Annotated in this window: 14 protein-coding genes; 5 read left to right on the forward strand and 9 right to left on the reverse strand. The window is 32.5% G+C overall.

From position 1 onward, the window contains the following. Positions 1 to 81 precede the first annotated feature (81 nt). The 6 genes from MRU_RS09415 to MRU_RS09440 all read right to left on the reverse strand — a co-directional run bounded on the left by MRU_RS09415 (position 82) and on the right by MRU_RS09440 (position 8,798). Positions 82 to 588: an acyltransferase gene (locus tag MRU_RS09415; protein ID WP_012956679.1), complete on the reverse strand. Its 507-nt coding sequence runs from the start codon at positions 586 to 588 to the stop codon at positions 82 to 84. A 165-nt stretch (positions 589 to 753) separates the two neighbouring features. Next, the gene (locus tag MRU_RS09420) at positions 754 to 2,739 is read right to left on the reverse strand and encodes a hypothetical protein (protein WP_012956680.1); all 1,986 of its coding nucleotides are present in this window, start codon (positions 2,737 to 2,739) and stop codon (positions 754 to 756) included. A gap of 276 nt (positions 2,740 to 3,015) precedes the next feature. Further along, a complete protein-coding gene (locus tag MRU_RS09425; RefSeq protein ID WP_012956681.1) occupies positions 3,016 to 4,188 on the reverse strand; it encodes a glycosyltransferase in 1,173 nt (390 codons plus the stop codon). Positions 4,189 to 4,361: 173 nt separating this feature from the next. Further along, on the reverse strand, positions 4,362 to 6,149 hold the full coding sequence (locus MRU_RS09430) for a glycosyltransferase family 39 protein (protein ID WP_012956682.1): 1,788 nt from the start codon (positions 6,147 to 6,149) through the stop codon (positions 4,362 to 4,364). Positions 6,150 to 6,273: 124 nt separating this feature from the next. Then, positions 6,274 to 7,155 carry a UbiA family prenyltransferase gene (locus MRU_RS09435; RefSeq protein ID WP_012956683.1) on the reverse strand — a complete coding sequence of 294 codons (882 nt, stop codon included), beginning with the start codon at positions 7,153 to 7,155 and terminating at the stop codon, positions 6,274 to 6,276. 272 nt (positions 7,156 to 7,427) lie between these two features. Continuing rightward, on the reverse strand, positions 7,428 to 8,798 hold the full coding sequence (locus tag MRU_RS09440) for a hypothetical protein (protein ID WP_012956684.1): 1,371 nt from the start codon (positions 8,796 to 8,798) through the stop codon (positions 7,428 to 7,430). Positions 8,799 to 9,120: 322 nt separating this feature from the next. Here MRU_RS09440 and MRU_RS09445 point away from each other — a divergent pair, with 322 nt between their 5' ends. Together MRU_RS09445 and oadA are read left to right on the forward strand one after the other, a co-directional pair. Continuing rightward, positions 9,121 to 10,215 (forward strand): inositol-3-phosphate synthase, encoded by a 1,095-nt coding sequence (locus MRU_RS09445; RefSeq protein ID WP_012956685.1) that lies wholly within the window; start codon positions 9,121 to 9,123, stop codon positions 10,213 to 10,215. Between the two features lie 425 nt (positions 10,216 to 10,640). Then, positions 10,641 to 12,362: a sodium-extruding oxaloacetate decarboxylase subunit alpha gene (gene oadA / locus MRU_RS09450; protein ID WP_012956686.1), complete on the forward strand. Its 1,722-nt coding sequence runs from the start codon at positions 10,641 to 10,643 to the stop codon at positions 12,360 to 12,362. 356 nt (positions 12,363 to 12,718) lie between these two features. Here the strand turns inward: oadA and MRU_RS09455 are convergent, their stop codons facing one another. Both MRU_RS09455 and larC read right to left on the reverse strand, forming a co-directional pair. After that, complete coding sequence (locus MRU_RS09455; protein WP_012956687.1) at positions 12,719 to 13,324, reverse strand: hypothetical protein; 606 nt, start codon at positions 13,322 to 13,324, stop codon at positions 12,719 to 12,721. A 223-nt stretch (positions 13,325 to 13,547) separates the two neighbouring features. Beyond that, entirely contained in the window at positions 13,548 to 14,822 is a 1,275-nt protein-coding gene (gene larC / locus MRU_RS09460; protein WP_012956688.1) for a nickel pincer cofactor biosynthesis protein LarC, read from the reverse strand. A 133-nt stretch (positions 14,823 to 14,955) separates the two neighbouring features. Between larC and MRU_RS09465 the strand changes: the two genes are divergently transcribed. The 3 genes from MRU_RS09465 to MRU_RS09475 all read left to right on the forward strand — a co-directional run bounded on the left by MRU_RS09465 (position 14,956) and on the right by MRU_RS09475 (position 17,771). Further along, the gene (locus MRU_RS09465) at positions 14,956 to 16,173 is read left to right on the forward strand and encodes an alpha-ribazole phosphatase CobZ (protein WP_012956689.1); all 1,218 of its coding nucleotides are present in this window, start codon (positions 14,956 to 14,958) and stop codon (positions 16,171 to 16,173) included. Between the two features lie 86 nt (positions 16,174 to 16,259). Further along, on the forward strand, positions 16,260 to 17,096 hold the full coding sequence (gene cobS, locus MRU_RS09470) for an adenosylcobinamide-GDP ribazoletransferase (protein ID WP_012956690.1): 837 nt from the start codon (positions 16,260 to 16,262) through the stop codon (positions 17,094 to 17,096). A 117-nt stretch (positions 17,097 to 17,213) separates the two neighbouring features. Further along, on the forward strand, positions 17,214 to 17,771 hold the full coding sequence (locus MRU_RS09475) for a tRNA methyltransferase (RefSeq protein WP_012956691.1): 558 nt from the start codon (positions 17,214 to 17,216) through the stop codon (positions 17,769 to 17,771). Between the two features lie 158 nt (positions 17,772 to 17,929). Here the strand turns inward: MRU_RS09475 and MRU_RS09480 are convergent, their stop codons facing one another. Continuing rightward, positions 17,930 to 19,051 carry a DUF763 domain-containing protein gene (locus MRU_RS09480; protein ID WP_012956692.1) on the reverse strand — a complete coding sequence of 374 codons (1,122 nt, stop codon included), beginning with the start codon at positions 19,049 to 19,051 and terminating at the stop codon, positions 17,930 to 17,932. Between the last annotated feature and the right edge of the window lie 91 nt (positions 19,052 to 19,142).

Raw genomic sequence — 19,142 nt, forward strand, 5'->3', positions numbered from 1 at the left:
ATAAGTGAATGAATAAAAAAAATTATATAAGAATAGAAAAAGCAAAAGTATAAAAAATCAAATATATTCGCTTAAAAAGCATTAATGAAACTTACCTTCTTCTTTTAATTTTTCATAATGCTCCTTATCTCTAGAAGAAAATACCTTTGCCGGATGACCTCCAGCAATTGCACATTTAGGAATGTCCTTTACCACAACGCTTCCAGCCTGAATTATAGCCCCTTCACCAATACAGACTCCTGGAAGAATTATTACACGATTTCCAATCCATACATTATCTTCAATAACAACATCCTTTGAAATGACAGTCTCATCATAAGGAATCGCTTCCCCCTCATAGTTATGGCTGTCTGTGATTATCATACAGTCGATTCCAGAGTGGAAATTGCTTCCTATGCTTACATTGGCAGTTCCTTGTATCTTCATGCCATTGAAATTAACATTATCTGCCAGACTTGTCTTTGGAGTGACATAGGAGTAATTGTTTACAGTGAGATTATCTCCACAGGACTTTGACACTCTCTTTACCCTATATGTATAATAAGCCCTTTTAATGCTTTGTTTAATGTTAAAAATCTTTGAAATCATATAAATAAGTCCTTTTTATGCATTAATAATGTTAAAAATAATTAAATAAACTTTTCTATGCATTTAATATCTTAAACACCTTTGAAATCATATAATTACAAAAAATAGAAAAGAAAAATTGATAATAAAAATATAAAAAAAGTTTAATTTGAATAGAACTTCAAATTAATATACATCACAGTTTGCAGAATAATAAGAAAGTAGCCTTGCTATTTTAGCAACTGTAAGCTCATCCAATCTTTTTCTTCCACGAATTACCTTATTGAATAGCTCATCAATGAAAAGGTCCTCATTGGTTAGAATTACATTCAATATGGCCAAATCATCATTTACAAAACCGATCAATGGCTCAATATAGATTCCATTGAATCCTTTCTTATCAAGGAAAATAGCCAAGTCTTCATTTAATTCCAATGCCTTACGTTTGATTTGGCTGTTTTGAGTGAAATGAATCTCTTCATTACCAAATTGGAATCTTGATTGATTGTCATCATAATCAGTCTGAAGCTCTAGAGTATTCTTCTTTTGCCTATAGTCTTGAATGGAAGCGGATTCGCTTAACATATCTCCTGTTTCAGTGTCAGACTTAAGCTTATTCTTATAATCCTTTGAATCATATCTTTGAGAGAGAATTGTAAATATTCCAGTAGGTCCAACAACAACGTGATTTATAATGTCCTTTGATTGTGGTGGCTGAACTGCATAGAATACATAGAAATCATTTGGAAGGGCAAGCAACCTTTCACGGATGATTCTGCCTCTTGCAATATATTCATTGAAGACATATTTCTTATAAGCGCCATAGGCCAAAATAACCAAACCTAATGCAAATGCAATGAGAACATACATTATTTGGCTTACAAAGAAATAGTAAGCAAGGGAAACTATAACTATAAAAAATCCTGCTATGATTATAACATCAGCATTGGACTTTTTAGGCTCATATTTGCGATTTGATTTCATCAATTCCACAGTTTCAGGTGAGACCAATGAATCAGAATCGTCAGCATATAAATTGCTTTGCTTAACTGTCTCTCCGCCTTTTTTGATTAGGTTTTTAACTGAACGGCCAGACTTGAATTCATTTTCCATTGAAAGGAGATATTCCTCCTTAAGGATATCCAATAATCCTACATAATATTTGTATCTGGCTGCCTTAAATGCCTCATATTCTTCAGGGCTGTCAAATACCATTTGGTTTTGAACCCTGTCAAATAGCCTTTGATCCTCTTCAGATAGGACTTGCCTTGTTAAAACAACAGGAGTTTCTGGCAACTCATCCTCTGGTATGTCTATAACCTCTACATAAGGAGATTCCTCTTCGACAGAATCAACATACTCCTCTTCAATATACTCTTCCTCTAAGTAGTCTTCAGCGTATTTTCCATTAGGACCATATGCAAATCCTGAATCCTGTGAATCTTCCATATATCTTTTTTCAGCATGAATAGGAATAATTTCATCAGTTCCATCATAAGCAGGATATTCTGAAGTATAATAAAGCTCATCTAAGCTGATTTGACCTGAGCCTTCTTCTTGAAGGTCTGTTTGGTAGTATTGATCGTCATATTCGTCTTCATAGTAGGAATCAGCATCAGATTGAAGAACTTTCTCATATTCGCTTACATAGTATTGATCATCATCTTCGTATTGATTTGCATAAATTTCATCAGATTCTATAAGTTCTTCGTAATATGGGGTTTGGGAATCGGATTCTGCATGAATAGGAATGATGTCATCAGAATCAGAATAATTAGGGTCGGCATGAATAGGAATGATGTCATCAGATTGAACATAAGAAACAGTTTCATAATAACTATCAGAACCTTGAGAGTCTTGAGAGATTTGAGACTCTTGAGATTCTTCAGATTTATTGGAAAGATAATCTAAAGGACCTCCACAGCTTGCACATTCAAAATCATTGATATTGTCATCTTTTTCAATCTGGAATTTTAAACCACAATTTATACAATAAACAAGAACTGAATCAGATCCAGATGATTCATCAGATTGTTTAGGAATCTCTTCATCTGAAAAGCTTTCAAGTTCTTTTAAACTTCCAGAACAATTGGAACATTCAAATGCATTAATATCATCATCATCATTTAATTGATATTTTGCACCACAGTTCTCACATACTACAACCTTCATGCTATTCCCACTTAAAAATCTATGAAATTTTTTAAAAAAATTTAAAAAATTGTCTATTAAATCAATACTATTATAATATAAGTAAGTTATTAGATTTAAAGGTTATGGATTTATTTAATCAAAAAATCAATATTTTTTTGATAAAATATTAAAATTCTAAAATTATATGATAAAAATTATTAAAAAATACTGAAAATTAAAACAGTTTAGGAAAAATAGAATAAATTAATATGAAAAAAAATGAAAAAATGAAAAAATTATAATCTTTAATTAAAATTAGATAAATCTATTATAAATACTTAAAATCTGTTCATTAATCATATCCCAATTGTATTTTTCTTTAATTAATTTTTTACCATTTGAACTAAATGTTTCTGATAAATCATCATCAAATAAAAGTTTTTTCATAGCTTCCTTTAGAGAAATTTCATCATCATCACAGGAAATGCCTACATTTCCATCAACCCAATCATGAATATGATTGTTTTTGGTTAAAACCAATGGCTTGCCACAAGCCATTGCCTCAAGCCCACTTGTTGTAAAGGATTCATATTTTGAAGGCATTACAAACAAGTCACAGTCCACTAAAGCTTCATGCTTTTCTCTTTTATACAAAGGTCCTGTAATAATTACTTGAGATTCCAGATTATTCTCTGCTATCCTTTCATTCAAAGTGTCCAAATAGCCATCATCTGGCCCTACAATAGCTAACTTTATAGGGGAAGAACTATCCTTAATTAAAAGATTAAAGGCATCAATCAATAGATCAAGGCCTTTGATTTCATGGATTCTTCCAACAAACAGAATCAGCTTATCCCCATCAGCAATATTGAACCTTGAACGGAACTTTCCAGGTTCTGGCAAATTCTCATACTCTTCAATATTTATTCCCAAAGGGACTATTTCAATCTTGTCTTCAGAGACTCCCATTTTAATGTATTGCTCCTTTTCCACTTCAGTAAGGGCAAATACACAAGATGCATTATGAAGTATCTTAAATCCAAATGCCTTATCAAAAATGTTTTTTAATCCTTCCTTTTGGAAGAAAGGAAGTACAGATCCATGGGCCTGAACAATATATGGAATATTGTTTTTTCGAGCATAATGGCTTACTAAAATAGCTAAGGTCTGCCTATGTTCGTGAATATGAATGATGTCATGATTTTTTATATCCTTTCTAATTCTAAAATAAGCGGAAAGTGGAGTGTCTAACATGGTAGCTAATTTAAATCTGTTTGACAGATTTCTAAAGTAATCAACTTTAATTCCATCCACATCTACATCATAACGACCATCTTCAAATTTCAATCGCTGCTTACAGGAGTCTGATGTGTAAACATGCACATTATTATCTTTTACTTGATTTAAAGCAATTTGATAACTTGCATTAACTACTCCTCCAGCAGACAGACATGGATAGAAGAAATGAGCCACATGTAAAATATTCATAAATTCACCGATAAAATTAAAATAATGTTAAATAATTAAAATAATGTTAAATAATTAAAATAAAGCTAAAAAATTAAAATAAAGCTAAATAATTAAAATAATGCTAAATGAATAAAAATTATTAAAATAAACTGATAAAAACAATTTAAAGTTTAGTCAGAACTTTTCTAAATCTAATTATTTACTCTTTCATATAAGAATATGTCTTTATAATTATAAATCTTTGTATAGTTCTCCAGTTTTAAGTCTTCATCACAGATATAGTAAGTTATATTGCTTGATTCCAAGAAATCCAACTGATCTGTGGTAACAGCAATAGTGGAATCCTTTAACCACCAATTAAAGGTTCTTTGCTTAAATACAGCAATGTCCTTTGATGCATAATCCCCATCATAATCAATCAAATAATCTGCAACTATCTTATAGTCATTAAAGTCTAAATTATCCTCAAAAGTGCTTGTAAATGAAAATGCAGAAAACATGCACAATACAATCAACACTATTGGAATTATATTTGACAAATTCAAGTCACCAATCTTTAAAGATTTGCCGTCTAAAAGCCCAATAATTTCATTTAAAGCCAGAATTACAAAATAGATGAATGCTGGGAAAACTGTAATTATATACCTATTCACCTTTATGTTTAAAAAGGTAAAGAATATGAAATAGACTAAAAACCATCCTATCATAAAAATAGGGACAGAATAGTCTTTTCTATCAAGACCCTTAGACTTTAGCAAGGAAAATATGATAACCAGCCCTATCAATAGAAATGCAATTGTGATTATTGAATTTATCTTGAATCCTAAAATGGCAATAGCCAATGAAAGTAACAATCCAATATACAAAAGTGTTTTAAAATGGCTTGTCTTAAAAGAAAATTCCTTAAGATTTGAAATTGAAGAATTAACATTATCAAATTGCTTTTTATCCTCTGATTTGTTCTTATTGAAAAATCTATAAATACCCAGTGAAATTCCAATTATCAATATAAATAGAATCAAATAAGCAAGATAGCTTGCGCCGGTAAGGGTTGGAATGAAATTCTCCTGGAAAATCACCTTTTGGGAGAATAAAAAGTTTAAAAAGTCATGGAAGTAGAATAAGGTATCTGTAGTATGTGCATAATCATCCAATGCTCCCTTTGAACCTGAAGCGAATGTGCTTCCCTGCTCTAGAAATGAAAGTTCAGCCCCATAATATAAAATCACTGAAATGAAAAGCACAGCAACAATCAAAGCCAGAACCAATGCAATCATAAGATATCTGAACTCTTCAGTTTTTAAAAATGATCTTAGACTTGAAAAGGCTTCTTTTCTATCGGAGATTAATGAATCTAAAAAGCCAAACAAATCATGTTTAGATAAGTAATAGAGCAAAAACAATGGAATCAGAAAGAGACAGGTGTAGCGAGTGAAGATGCTTAAGACCAAAAAGACAAATGAAAGGATATAATATTTTGGACTCTCATCAACTGCAAGGATTAAAAATAGAATCGCCCAAACAGACAATCCTACAGCAGGCAAGTCTAAAGTTCCATTTGCCCACCAAAGCAGATTCAATGAAAAGCTTGTAAAAAGCACTCCTCCGGCAAGGCTTAAAAGAGAATTGAAATACCTTTTCAGCAAAACATAAATTCCTAAGCTTCCAAAGATTGAAAATACACCAGTAACAGCATAAATGGACACTTCATTCACAAAACCGAGTCTAAATAAAAAATGAAGTTCCACAAGACCAAAATCCAAAGGAGAGAGATATAGATAAGTGTTGTTATAGCCCATTCGGGCAAATACAAGGGAATTATAAAGATAGATATAGACATCTGAACAATATATTCCAATACTTTCATTGAAATTGATTAAAAGGACAGTTATTATTGCGCTATAGACCAATAAAAGGAATAGGCATAAATAATCCTTTCTTTCAATATTTAAATCCTTGGAAATATTAGAAAACATCATAATTTAACCTGTAAAGAGTAAAAATAAAACTATAATTCTAAAACTAAATGAGTGAAAAAAACTATAATTCTAAAACTAAATGAGTGAAGATGAATAATTAATTATCAAACTGCCCTATGAAGAATTAAAGAGCAGCAAAAATGCTAAACCAATCAAATGAACCTAAAACAAAAGCAACAAAGCTTATTAGCATAGCTATCTTTAGATTCTTAGAGACCTTTGCACAAACTTCCTCTGGGGGATTAAGCTTCAAACTATAAGCGCAGTATAGGAACATGCATATTGGAACTATCATCACAATCATATAGAAAACATTAAAGATTCCAAATATATAAAGAACCGGACACATCAAAGTGGTTACAACGATTAGAATGATTGAAACGATGGAAGGAATCTTTTTCCCATATAATATAGGAAATGTTCTTGCTCCCTCTAGCTTGTCACCTTCAATATCTTCCATATCCTTTACAATCTCACGTGCCAAAGTCATAAATAGTGCAAACAATCCCAAATAAATTGAAATAAACAATATCCTTAAAGAGGAGGTAGCACAAGCTATTACAGTTCCTGCAATTACAAAGCAGAACCCTGTTAAGGTTGCAACTGTGATGTTTCCAATCAAAGGCATTGCCTTAAGGTTTCTTGCATAAAGATACATGATTACAACTGCTGGAACGACAATTACAGAAGGCCATATGGAATTGATCATATAATCAATCACAAAGCTTAGGATGATTCCGATTGCAAAAAGAAGGTAGGAATAGTTTCTTGCATTCTTCAGACTGATTCTTCCTGAAGGTATTGGTCTGTTTGGCTTATTGATTTCATCTATCTTATAATCGAATACATCATTGATTGTATTTCCAGCGCCAGTGCAAACAAAGACGATAACTGCACAAAGAATGATTGGCAAGTCGTAATAATGGCCTACAATCATCATTAAGACAACCGATATGGCTGCCATAACTGCATTTCCCGGCCTAATAATTTCTAAATATGGGTTCATTTAATCACTCGTAGTTTATTTGAATCATAAAACACTAATAATTGATTTATTTTATAAAATCACTGATAGTTAATTTGTTTAATGTTTATTATAATAATACTTTGATATTTAAATTAATTAAAGATATCTATAAAAAGAATTAATATTCTCCATTAGTCAAAATATTTGAAAAACGAAAATCATGATTGATTTAATAAAACAAGATTTAAGCAATGTCATTTAATAAATCAGCAAATTTAGATGCCATTTTTTCCATGGAATAGTCATCTATATTAATTTCTGATTTTAAATTCCACCTTGCCAAGGCTTATAAATTCATTATAAATATCTAAAATAACCTTTTTTGTAGATTCTAAATCTGAGACATGATATCCTACATTGGTATCCTCTATCAAGTCCTTAAGGGATCCTTCCTTATACCCTATTGATAGAACTGGCTTTTGCAAAGCAAAATACTCATAGATCTTACCTGGAATAAACATTTTCTCCTTTTCATTATTCCATGATATGAGTAAAAGAACATCACTGTCTAATTGCTTTTTTAAAACCTCTTCGTGGGAGATCCTGCCACCGATTTTGATAATATCAAGCAGAGAATATTCACGAGCAATCTCTTCCAGATTGCCGCTATCTCCATAGAACTCTATGGAAATATTTGAACTATCCAATTTAGATTCGTCTTCTAATTGGCGAATGGCCTTAAATAATAATGTTGGATCTCTTTTCCCACCATATAAGGAACCTGCATAGATAAGTTTAAGTTTTCTATCAGTTGAATCAACTGTAGTGATAGAATCTTCACTAGAATTAGAATTCTCGGCAGAAACAGAACCTTCACTAGAATTAGAATCCCCAGCAGAAACAGAATCTTCACTAGAATCAGAATCATTATTTTCCTCTAAAACACTCTCTAAAAACTTAAAGTCATCTTCATCGTAACCAGATAAAATAGGCACTATACGATTATTGGGATGCAATGTTGCTAATGTTTTAGCAGCCAAATCTGTTGTAGTTGTCAATACATCCGTATTTTCAAATGTCTTCAATTCTAATCTTTTTTCAAAATAATCCCTAATAAAAGTGTGTGAAATATAAGGATCCATATTCCATAAGTCCCTTAAATCAGCTATCCAAGGAATATTATATTTATCGCTGATGTCCTTTGCTATTGTATGGCATGTAATCGGCCAAGAGGAGCTAATTATGGCATCTATCTTTTCTTCTTCAACTATCTTGGAAGCTGCTTCATAAGCAGGACCATACCAATACTTCATTCCATCAGGATATGCAAAGACTTCTCCAGCTATAGAGATTGCCTTTGAGGCAATTGGATTAGAAACAGAAGAGGAATCCTTTAGCTTTTGACTGTCTGAGGTGGAATGATTATCTGATTTATCATTAAGCTTGCTTTTATCTCCAGGCTTAAACTTAGTAAATATATGGGAAAACATGTCTTCATATTCAGTAGTTATTATTCTAGAGCTTAAATCTGCATTTGAGGAAGGTTCATAACCTAAATCTGGAACTATTACAACAACTTCCCAGCCAAATTGAGGCAAATATTTAGCTAAAGCCCTTAAACGCTTAGAAGCTATTTCATTTACCTGATTAAAATAAAATGCTATTAGAATAACTTTCTTCATCAAACCACCAAATATATAAATTAAAAAATACTTAAAATTTAATACCTCTTTTTAAAAAAATTTATATAAATCAAAATAGAATATAAATACAAACATAACAATGATTATATACTTATTAAAATAAATATCAATACATAAATGTATAATATACTATTTGATTATATTCTATTTAATTTTTATTTAAAAAGTTTCAGAAAATTCCAAGCATTTGATAAAAATTAAATGAATATATTTAATTAAAAAAAAATTAATACTTAAAAAAATATTTTAATAAATTATTAAAATCATATTAATCTATTAATTCAAGAATACTGGTGAAACTATGAGTAAAATTAAAATTGCGATTGTAGGAATCGGAAACTGTGCAAGCTCTCTTATACAAGGGATTTACTATTATAAAGATAAAAACCCTGAAGATGCAATTGGACTTATGCATTGGAAAATAGGAGAATGGGACCCAACAGACATTGAAGTGGTAGCTGCTTTTGACATTGACAAACGAAAAGTGGGAAAAACCATTGATGAAGCCATCTTTGCAAAGCCAAACTGCACCACTGTATTCCAAGAGGAAATTCCTAAAAGTGATGTTAAAGTTTGCATGGGACCTGTCCTTGATGGTGTAAGCGAACATATGGCTGACTTTGAAGAGGATTATACCTTTGTAGTGGCAGATGAAGAACCAGTTGACGTTGTTGAAGTCTTAAAGGAAAGCGGTGCAGAAATCTTGCTCAGTTACCTGCCAGTAGGTTCAGAGGAAGCTGCCAGATTCTATGCTCAATGTGCATTGGATGCAAATATTGCTTATATCAATTGTATGCCAGTATTTATTGTAAGTGACCCAGAATGGGATGCTAAATTTAGAGAAAAAGGAATTCCTATTGTAGGTGATGATATTAAAGCACAAATCGGTGCAACCATTACTCATAGAACATTAAGCAATCTCTTTAAAGAAAGAGGAGTTAAATTAGATCATACTTATCAGATAAACACCGGAGGAAATACCGATTTCATGAACATGCTTAACCGTAAACGTTTAGACTCTAAAAAGGAATCTAAAACTGAAGCTGTTCAAGCGGTCCTTGCTGAAAGAATGGACCCTCATGACATCCATATCGGCCCAAGCGATTATGTGCCATGGCAAAAGGACAATAAGGTATGTTTCTTAAGAATGGAAGGCAGAACCTTTGGTGACGTTCCTATGGAAATTGAGTTAAGATTAAGTGTGGAAGACTCACCAAACTCTGCAGGATGTGTTATTGATGCTATTCGCTGCTGTAAATTAGGTTTGGAAAGAGGAATTGGTGGACAGCTAACTTCTATCTCTTCCTATGTTATGAAACATCCACCTGAACAATTTACAGATGATGAAGCTGCTGCAAAAGTAGAGGCATTTATCAAAGGCGAAATTGAACGTTAAAATGATTTTAAAGTTAAGCTATTTACTTTAAAGTTAAAAAAAATTTTTAGTTAAGACTTTGTCTTAACTCTTAACTTTTTATTTTTAATAATACCACCAAAAAAACCATTTTTTAACAGCATCAACACTGAAGATACAATTTTACATATCTTTAAATCAAATACAATAATCCTAATCTCCCAGAAAAACTCACTCATTTTTAACCAATCACTAAACCTGATTAGGTTCTAAATTAGGCAAAATAATAGATAAGTATTATTAATAGTTTAAACATAATATATTTATATAATGAAAAAATTTTTAATATATTAGTTGTTTTATAATTATCGAACAAAGATAATTGATATATTTATTCAGTTAACAGATAATTGTAAAAAAAATATATTTATTCAGTTAATTTAAAGGAAGGAAAGTGAGGTGTAAAGATGAAAGTAAAAATAACTGAAACCGCATTCAGAGATGCTCACCAATCCCTTTTAGCAACCAGAATGAGAACAAGAGATATGGTTCCTATTGCTGAAGAGATGGATAAAGTAGGATATCATGCAATTGAAGCATGGGGCGGAGCAACCTTTGACACTTGTATAAGATTTTTAAACGAAGATCCATGGGAAAGACTTAGAATATTAAAAGAAAACTTTACCAACACTCCTCTACAAATGCTCTTAAGAGGTCAAAACTTACTCGGATACAAACATTATGCAGATGACATTGTAACCAAATTCGTAGAGAAATCCTATGAGAACGGTGTTGACATCTTTAGAATATTCGATGCTATGAACGATATTAGAAACATGGAACAATCCATTAAGGTAGCTAAGGCTCAAGGAGCTCATGTTCAAGGAACAATCAGCTACACAATCAGCCCAGTTCATACTGTAGACAAGTTTGTGGAATTTGCTAAAGAGCTTGAAGCATTGGAATGTGATTCAATAGCCATTAAGGATATGGCAGGTTTAATCAGTCCTGCTGTTGTCTTTGAATTGGTTTCAAGATTAAAGGAAGAAACTGACTTGCTTGTCAACTTGCATTCACACTGTACAAGCGGTATCACTCCAATCAGTTATTACGCTGCTTGTCAAGCCGGAGTTGACATTTTAGACACTGCAATCTCTCCATTGGCTTGGGGTACTTCACAGCCTCCTACCGAAAGTATTGTAGCATCCCTGCAAGGAACTGAATATGATACCGGATTGGACCTTAAGACATTAAACCAAATCAAGAAATACTTTGAAACCCTTAGGGCAAAATACGAAGGCTATATTGACCCAATCAGTGAAAGAATCGACACTGACGTATTGATGTATCAAATCCCTGGAGGAATGCTTTCCAACTTAATTTCACAATTAAAACAGCAAAACGCATTGGACAGATACCAAGACGTATTGGAAGAAATGCCTCGCGTAAGAGAGGATATGGGATATCCTCCACTTGTAACTCCAACAAGCCAGATTGTAGGTATTCAAGCTGTAATGAATGTAATCAATGGAGAAAGATACAAAATCGTATCTAACGAAGTTAAAGATTATATGAAAGGTTACTATGGCCGTGCTCCAGCACCAATCAATGAAGAAATCGCCAAAAAGATCATTGGTGATGAAGAGCGTATCACCTGCAGACCTGCAGACTTGATTGAGCCTGAATATGACAAGTTCAAGAAAGAGGCTGAAGACCTTAAGAACTTCGAGAAGGAAGAGGATGTTCTCACCCTTGCAATGTTACCTCCAGTAGCTAAGCAATTCCTTAACGGAGAAATCAAGGAAGAAGACTTCCCAGAGAAAAAGGTTATAGATGATGGCGGAATCAGTGCCATTCCTACTGAATACTCTGTAGAGGTTGATGGTGATGTCTTTGATGTAAAGATCATGCCAACCGGATACATAAAGATTGATGGAGAAGGCAGTGAGCCAGCTCCAGTTATCGAAGGTGCTATTACTGCATCCATGCAAGGTATGGTTCTTAAAATCAAGGTAAACACTGGAGATAAAGTACAAAAAGGCTCTGTTGTAGCAGTTCTTGAAGCTATGAAGATGGAAAACGATATTTATGCCGAAGAGGATGGTATTGTTGAACAAATATTCGTAGAAGAAGGAGACACTGTTAACGCAGGAGATAATATAATGGTAATTAAAGGATTAGATGAATAAGTCTAATTCTTTTCTTTTTTCTTTTTTTTAAACTCTTTTTTAAACTAAATAACTTATTTTACTGATTTTTAATTTAAATTCTTACTTAACTAATTTTTAATCTAAATTCTTACTTTACTGATTTTTAATCTAAATTTTTTCTTTACTAATTTTTCTAAAGATTTATTTTAGCAATTTAATCAAAAACTATTGAATTCTGATTTAAAAGATTTATTTATTCGATATTATACGAATTACTCTAAGTTAAAAAAGAAAGGTTTCAAAAATTAAAAAAGAGAATTTAAAGTAAAAAAAGTATTAAATCGACTAAAAAAGTAAAAAATAAATAAAAAAAGTAAAAATATTGGTAAGAATAATTATCCATTACCAATTCCTAAAAAGAAGTAATCAAAAGTATTATCCAAAGTAACATCATCCATCCAAGGATAAGTCTCTCTCAAATATGTTTTTATCTCATCAGAACGGGTAATAACATCGGCCTTATTTAAGAACTTTTGAGACCTAAAGTAATCATTCAAATCATCACTTATCTCTCTAGACTTTTCATACAATCTCATAAGATTAGCTGGAGGAATGTCTGGTATATACTCCCTAAGAACGTCTACAGGCAAGAGATCAAAATGATTGGCAATTGCAAGATTAAAGACTAAATTTAAAAAGATATCGTTTGCATTAAGAACAACCCTCTTTGGAATATTTTCCGCTTGCTCTTCAGTAATAGCCCCATCAGCCAAAGCCTTATCAACATTAGTTTCAACAACAACTTTAATAGGAAACTCAACCAATCCCTTTTTAAATTGTATGATAAAGATGATAATACAAATTATAGCAAATATGGCTAAAGCTAAGGCCATATAATCTAAAATCTTTGCATGAAACTGTATCTTATTTATTATCAATAGAAAAATAGCCACAAGGAGGGTAAATCTAGAGATTGATACAAAATTTATTCTTTTATCCATTTTTCTCACTACTTGTTAAAATTAACATAATTTTAAATAAAAATTTAAATAAAAAGCTAAAAATTATCTGATTTTAATGAAAAATTATTCTAAATGTTTAATAAATTATAACATTTCAGATTATATAAACTTTTCCAATGATTTTTTTTTAACGATAATAATTAATAGGGACAAATATTATTTTTTAAAATAAATTAACATCAAAAACACATTTAAATAAGTTTTATTCTCTATTATTCTCTAAAAAATCACGAATCATTGTATTTGCAACTTCCTTAATCTCTGTTAAAGGAATGTCCTCTTCTAAAGAGATTCTTTTAAGGTCTTCATACTCTGGCCTATGGGAAATAATCTCATCCCCAATAAGACCTATCTTAAAGTTAATGGTATAAATCCTATCATTAATATTAATGTCTAAAGGAACAAAATGCCTTTCAGCAATTCCCCTATGAGTGTTTTCAGAAACCCTAATGCCTAATGTTCCGGTTTGCTTAAATAATATATTCACTAGATGATCTACAAGAAGTGGCTTTGAGATAACCTTAATCAATTGCCCTGGCCTATTCTTCTTCATCACTATTGGAACCATAGAAACATCGGAAGCTCCAGCATCAAGCAACAAGTCAAATAGGAATCCTAATTCTTCCCCAGACATATGATCTATATTGGTTTCAATAACACAAACTCTATGCTTCTCATTTGTATCCTTTGACTTTATGACTCTTATGACATTAGGGAAATCAAATTCCTTAGAGCCGCAGCCATAGGCGATTCTCTCTGGAGACATCATTGGAGCAAACTCAAGGAATTCATCACAGAATTCCATATACAATGCGCAACCAGTAGGTGTTGCAAGCTCGCTTTCAACAGGCCCTCCTCGGCATTGTGCCTCTCCCTTATAGAAGTCATTGAATTCATCCTCATTCAAGCCTTTAAGAATATCCAAGCTTGCAGGTGCCGGAACAGGGATTATTCCATGGGCTGTCTTTACAGTGCCTCCTCCAACAGAAATAGGCAATCCAACAACCCTTTCCTTGTCCATATCCAAGTCAAAATAAGCGCAGATTGCACCTAAAACGTCTGCCACAGCATCAGCTGCCCCGACCTCATGAAAATGAACTTCCTCCAAAGATTTTCCATGAACTCTAGATTCAGAAATGGCTATGCGCTTAAAGACATTTTTAGCCATATCCAAGATTTCATCAGTCAAGTTTTCAATATCAAGCTCCTTTAGTGAATCAATCTTATCAATAAAGTCTGGAAAATGAATATGATGATTATTTTCATCTTCATCATGGATTGTTTTAACATTGCAGAAGTTAGCTTCGATACCTGACTTATTGACTTTAGTTATGGAAACCTCTACCTCTCCAAAGTCGTAAGCCACATCTTCCATAAGGTTCTTGACCTTTTCGCCATCTGCTCCCAAATCAACAAGAGCTCCAATAATCATATTCCCAGATATTCCTGCATTTTGAGGGTCAATAATAAAAACCATGATAAAACATCCATTGATAAAATTAAATCAGTATTCCAGAATTTTCAATTTTTTCTTATACTTATAGATATATAATTACAATTAAATAATATTTGTTATAAAGATATACTTATAATCTTAAAGAGGAATTCAATTGTCTAAAAAAAATAAGGCTAATAAAAACAAGAAAAAGAAAGAAAGTGACCAAACCATTCATGAATTAGAGATTGGAAAACTGATTAAAAACGAAGATGTGCTATACATAAACAATCCAGATTACTTTCTGACATTCAGCGACCTGGAGATAAGCGATGGAATAGACATAATTGAAAACATCATGATTCTCTCTAAAGATTATGTTAGCTTTAATAGGCAATATGAAGATGAAAAGATTAGTGACGTTGAACTGATGGAAATTACTGAAGAATATAAGGAAAACAACAATATAGAAGGAGGATACATAAGCCAAAGCTTTGATAACTCCCAATTCATCATAAATTCCTACAATGACATAACAATAATCACAGTAATTTCTAACGATTTGGAAGTCCAGAAGTTCACAGACAATCTGAAAGTTGTAAACAGCTGGAAAGGATTCCACAATGCAAAGATAAACTTTGGACAGATCATTCTAATAGACCATGCATTAAGCCCTAAGCTGCTCATTCAGCTTTATAAGACCGCAACAAAGCAAAAGGCAAAATTCTTTGAATCCCTTCACATGCCCCTCCATATAAACAATATCCTAAACAATGAAGATTTCTTGGTTATTGCTTCCAATCTGCCAGAAGAGACCTTAAATCAGGATTATATAATGGAAATAGGATTGGACATCACAAATATGGAATATGAAGATGACAAACTGGACCTTGAAGAGTTTCAAGAAAGAATTGAAGATGGGGTCACCATAAGCTGCGAGGACGCAATAAGAAAGATCAATCTGAATATTGGAATTCTAGATTACTTTGTTAGCGAAGGAATTTTAATTGGAGATTTGGTAGAGCTTGGAATGGAACTTTTAGAAAACACAGAGCCTACAGATGAGCTAAAGGAAAAGCTGAAAAAGCAATTGCTTAAATCTGTCAGTGACAGAAACATTAATGCATTGATTATGGCTGCAATACGACTGGAAGATGATTTTAGAAAGCAAAGAGTTCGTGAGATAGATTTAAATGAAAAATTAGTTCATTTCTATCCAGATGAGATTATTGGAGTAGCAATAGCCAATCAAATATCCGGAACTAAAGGAGTCTTAAATTACAGAAGATATTCAAGGCATAAACCAGGTATCTTGTATGGATTAGGCCCTATATTATCCAATACCTTTGCAGGACTTGTTGCAGGTTGTATGACTAAAATATTGGAAGAATAATTGAAATTATAAGATTTATTGTAGTTTAATAATTGGCAAAAAAGCCTAAATAAAAATCAAATTTAAAAAAAGCAAAAGTTGAAACAATGAAAGAAAAAAACAATGATGACTATTTTGAAAAGCAAAACCCTTCCATTTTACGCTCAATTGGAGGATTATTCACATTTTCAACCATCCTGCCATTAAATATCTACACAACAATTGATGAAATGGCAAAAATGACATGGTTCTGGCCAGTATTAAATGGAATTGTTGGTTTGATAGCTGCAATCATCGCATTTATCCTATGCAGATTTGCACATTTGGACGGATTGGTCATTGGAGCAATAATTTATGGATTCCTATTAATAATCAACGGATATAATCACTTTGACGGATTGATGGACTTTGGAGATGGAGTAATGGTTCATGGAGATCCTGAAAAGAAATTAAGGATTATGAAGGACCCGATGACTGGAGTTGGCGGAATAGCCACAGGATTTATCGTCGGAACTATAACAATTGCATTATATTCATCATTGATTGATTATTCCTATATGATAAGCCCAGATTTCATTTTGCTAATCATAGTTGCTGAAATTGCAGCAAAGATAGGATTAACAACCTGTTGCATCACTTCAAAAGCAGGAAAAGAAGGAATAGGCAAATACTTTATAAAATATATGAATATTAAGAACTATATTGTTGGACTTATAATTTGCTTAATCATTGCATCCTTACTTAGCATGAGGATAGGATCCCAGATAGGAATTTTAGGAATAATCGGAGGAGCATTTGGAGGTGCTTTAACTGCACTAATTGCAAAAAGACATCTTAAGATTGCAAATGGAGATGTTCTTGGAACTTCTAATGAACTAGGAAGGTTATTTTCATTGCTTGCGATGCTAATTGCAATTTCAATGCATTTTAGTGTATTAATATAAACAATAATTAAAATTAATTATCAATACATTTCAGCATCTTGAATAAATAATGATTTAAGATTAATTAACTTACAAAAATAACTTATACAGAGTAGAAAGATTAAGAAGGACAAAAATATGACAATAAACGTTTTAAGATTAGATCACAGAATTGGAAGAGACACACGTATTACAACCCATGTATGCCTAACTGCAAGAGCTTTCGGAGCAAGCAAAGTATGGTTAGCAGGTGAAGAGGACCACAGCATGATGAGAAGCGTTAGAGACATTGCAGACAGATGGGGAGGAGACTTTGAAATCGAATATAACAATTCATATATGGAAGTCATAATGAACTGGAGAGAAAAAGGTGGAAAGATAGTTCATTTGACCATGTATGGTGCACAGGCCCATGAGGTTGTAGATGAAGTGCGTGAAAGCTCTGATGACATTTTAATTATAGTGGGCGGAGCGAAAGTGCCTACAAAAGTATATAAAAACGCAGACTGGAATGTTTCTGTAACCACACAGCCTCACTCTGAAGTTGCAGCACTTGCAATTTTCCAACATTTATTGATGGAAGGAAAAGAGTTTGACTTGGAATTTAAAGACCCTGTATTTGAGGTTATTCCAACAGCCCATGGAAAAACAGTAAATGTTCATAATGAAAATAGAAAATTAAATAAAAAAGAATAAACACCCTTCTATTGATTTTAATAAAAAAGAATAAACACCATCTATTGATTTTAAAATAGAAAATTAAATAAAGATGAATAACTCTTATTCTCTTTATTTTTAATTAAACAACCACACATTAGCCACAAATAAGAAATAAATCACCAAATTCTTAAAGATTAAGAAATAAAATCATCCAATCTCTTTAAGGCCTTCATCTTATCATACTTATCTAATTTTGCCTGATAAAGAGCATCCTTAACAGTTGCAATTGAATTGTCATAGACATCCCTATCCACAGGATAAGGAAATCCATCCTTGCCTCCATGACTGAATGTGTATTTAACAGGATCCTTCCAGCTTGCAGGCTCACCAAATACCAAATCAGAAATCAATGCCAATGCCCTAATCTTTTTAGGACCTATTCCATTTAATAAAATAAGCTCTTCATAATTCTCAGGCTGTATTTCCCAAGCATTCTTTAATACTTGAAATTCCTTATCAGACAAATCCATATCCAATACCTGATGATGAGGAGGAAGGGTAAGGGTATTCTCTTGGCTAATGCTGAAATCAGTTAAAAGAAGCTGATTTGAATCTTTTCTTTTAAAATAGTCCCTTAAATGGTTAGGATTGTCATTGATTAAATCAACGCTTATCTTTTGAGCCTCAACACTATCCTTTGAAGCCATATTCAAAGCTTCCTTTTCCTTTTTATCGCAGGAAATTCCATTATGAGGGTCTTGCAGGAAACTGTCTACATTCTCCCCCATCCAATGATAGCGCCTAGCATACTTTGTTTCAGTGTTCATTCCCTGTTGCACAACAGCCCAATCTCCCTTTTCGGTTATGAAGAAATTATGAACATATAATGTATAGCCATCCTGAATGCAGGAATTATCAACCTTTGCAGATAATTTGCTGGAGTTTACCATATTATCCACATGAGAGCTTTTTAGATTGAATATCTCGCCAGCCCTTACAATCCCTTGAGGGGTCTTTCGTGAAGCAGAGCCCTTTCCGCCAGAGATGTAAATTCCATGCTTTTCAGGGTCAATTGAAGACTTTAACGCTCCAAGGGTTGTGGTGGTTGTACCTGAAGAGTGCCAATCAAAGCCCAGAACACAGGAAAAAGCCTGAAACCAGTAAGGATTAGAGATTCTGTTTAAAAATTCATTAGGACCATATTCGTCAATTACTACTTCAGTAATTGCACCTGAAAGCTTGGTCATACGATCAAATAGCCAACGTGGCGTATGACCTCCATGTAGTGGCAGATTGGTTGTACCTCTTCTTTGCATATAATCCCCTTAGAATTTTGTAAAATAAAACAAGAAAAACAATAATTGTAATTTTCATATAATATTATTTCAGAACTAATATATAAAATTA

Origin of the sequence: Methanobrevibacter ruminantium M1 (assembly GCF_000024185.1) — an archaeon.
GTDB classification, from domain to species: Archaea; Methanobacteriota; Methanobacteria; order Methanobacteriales; family Methanobacteriaceae; genus Methanobrevibacter; species Methanobrevibacter ruminantium.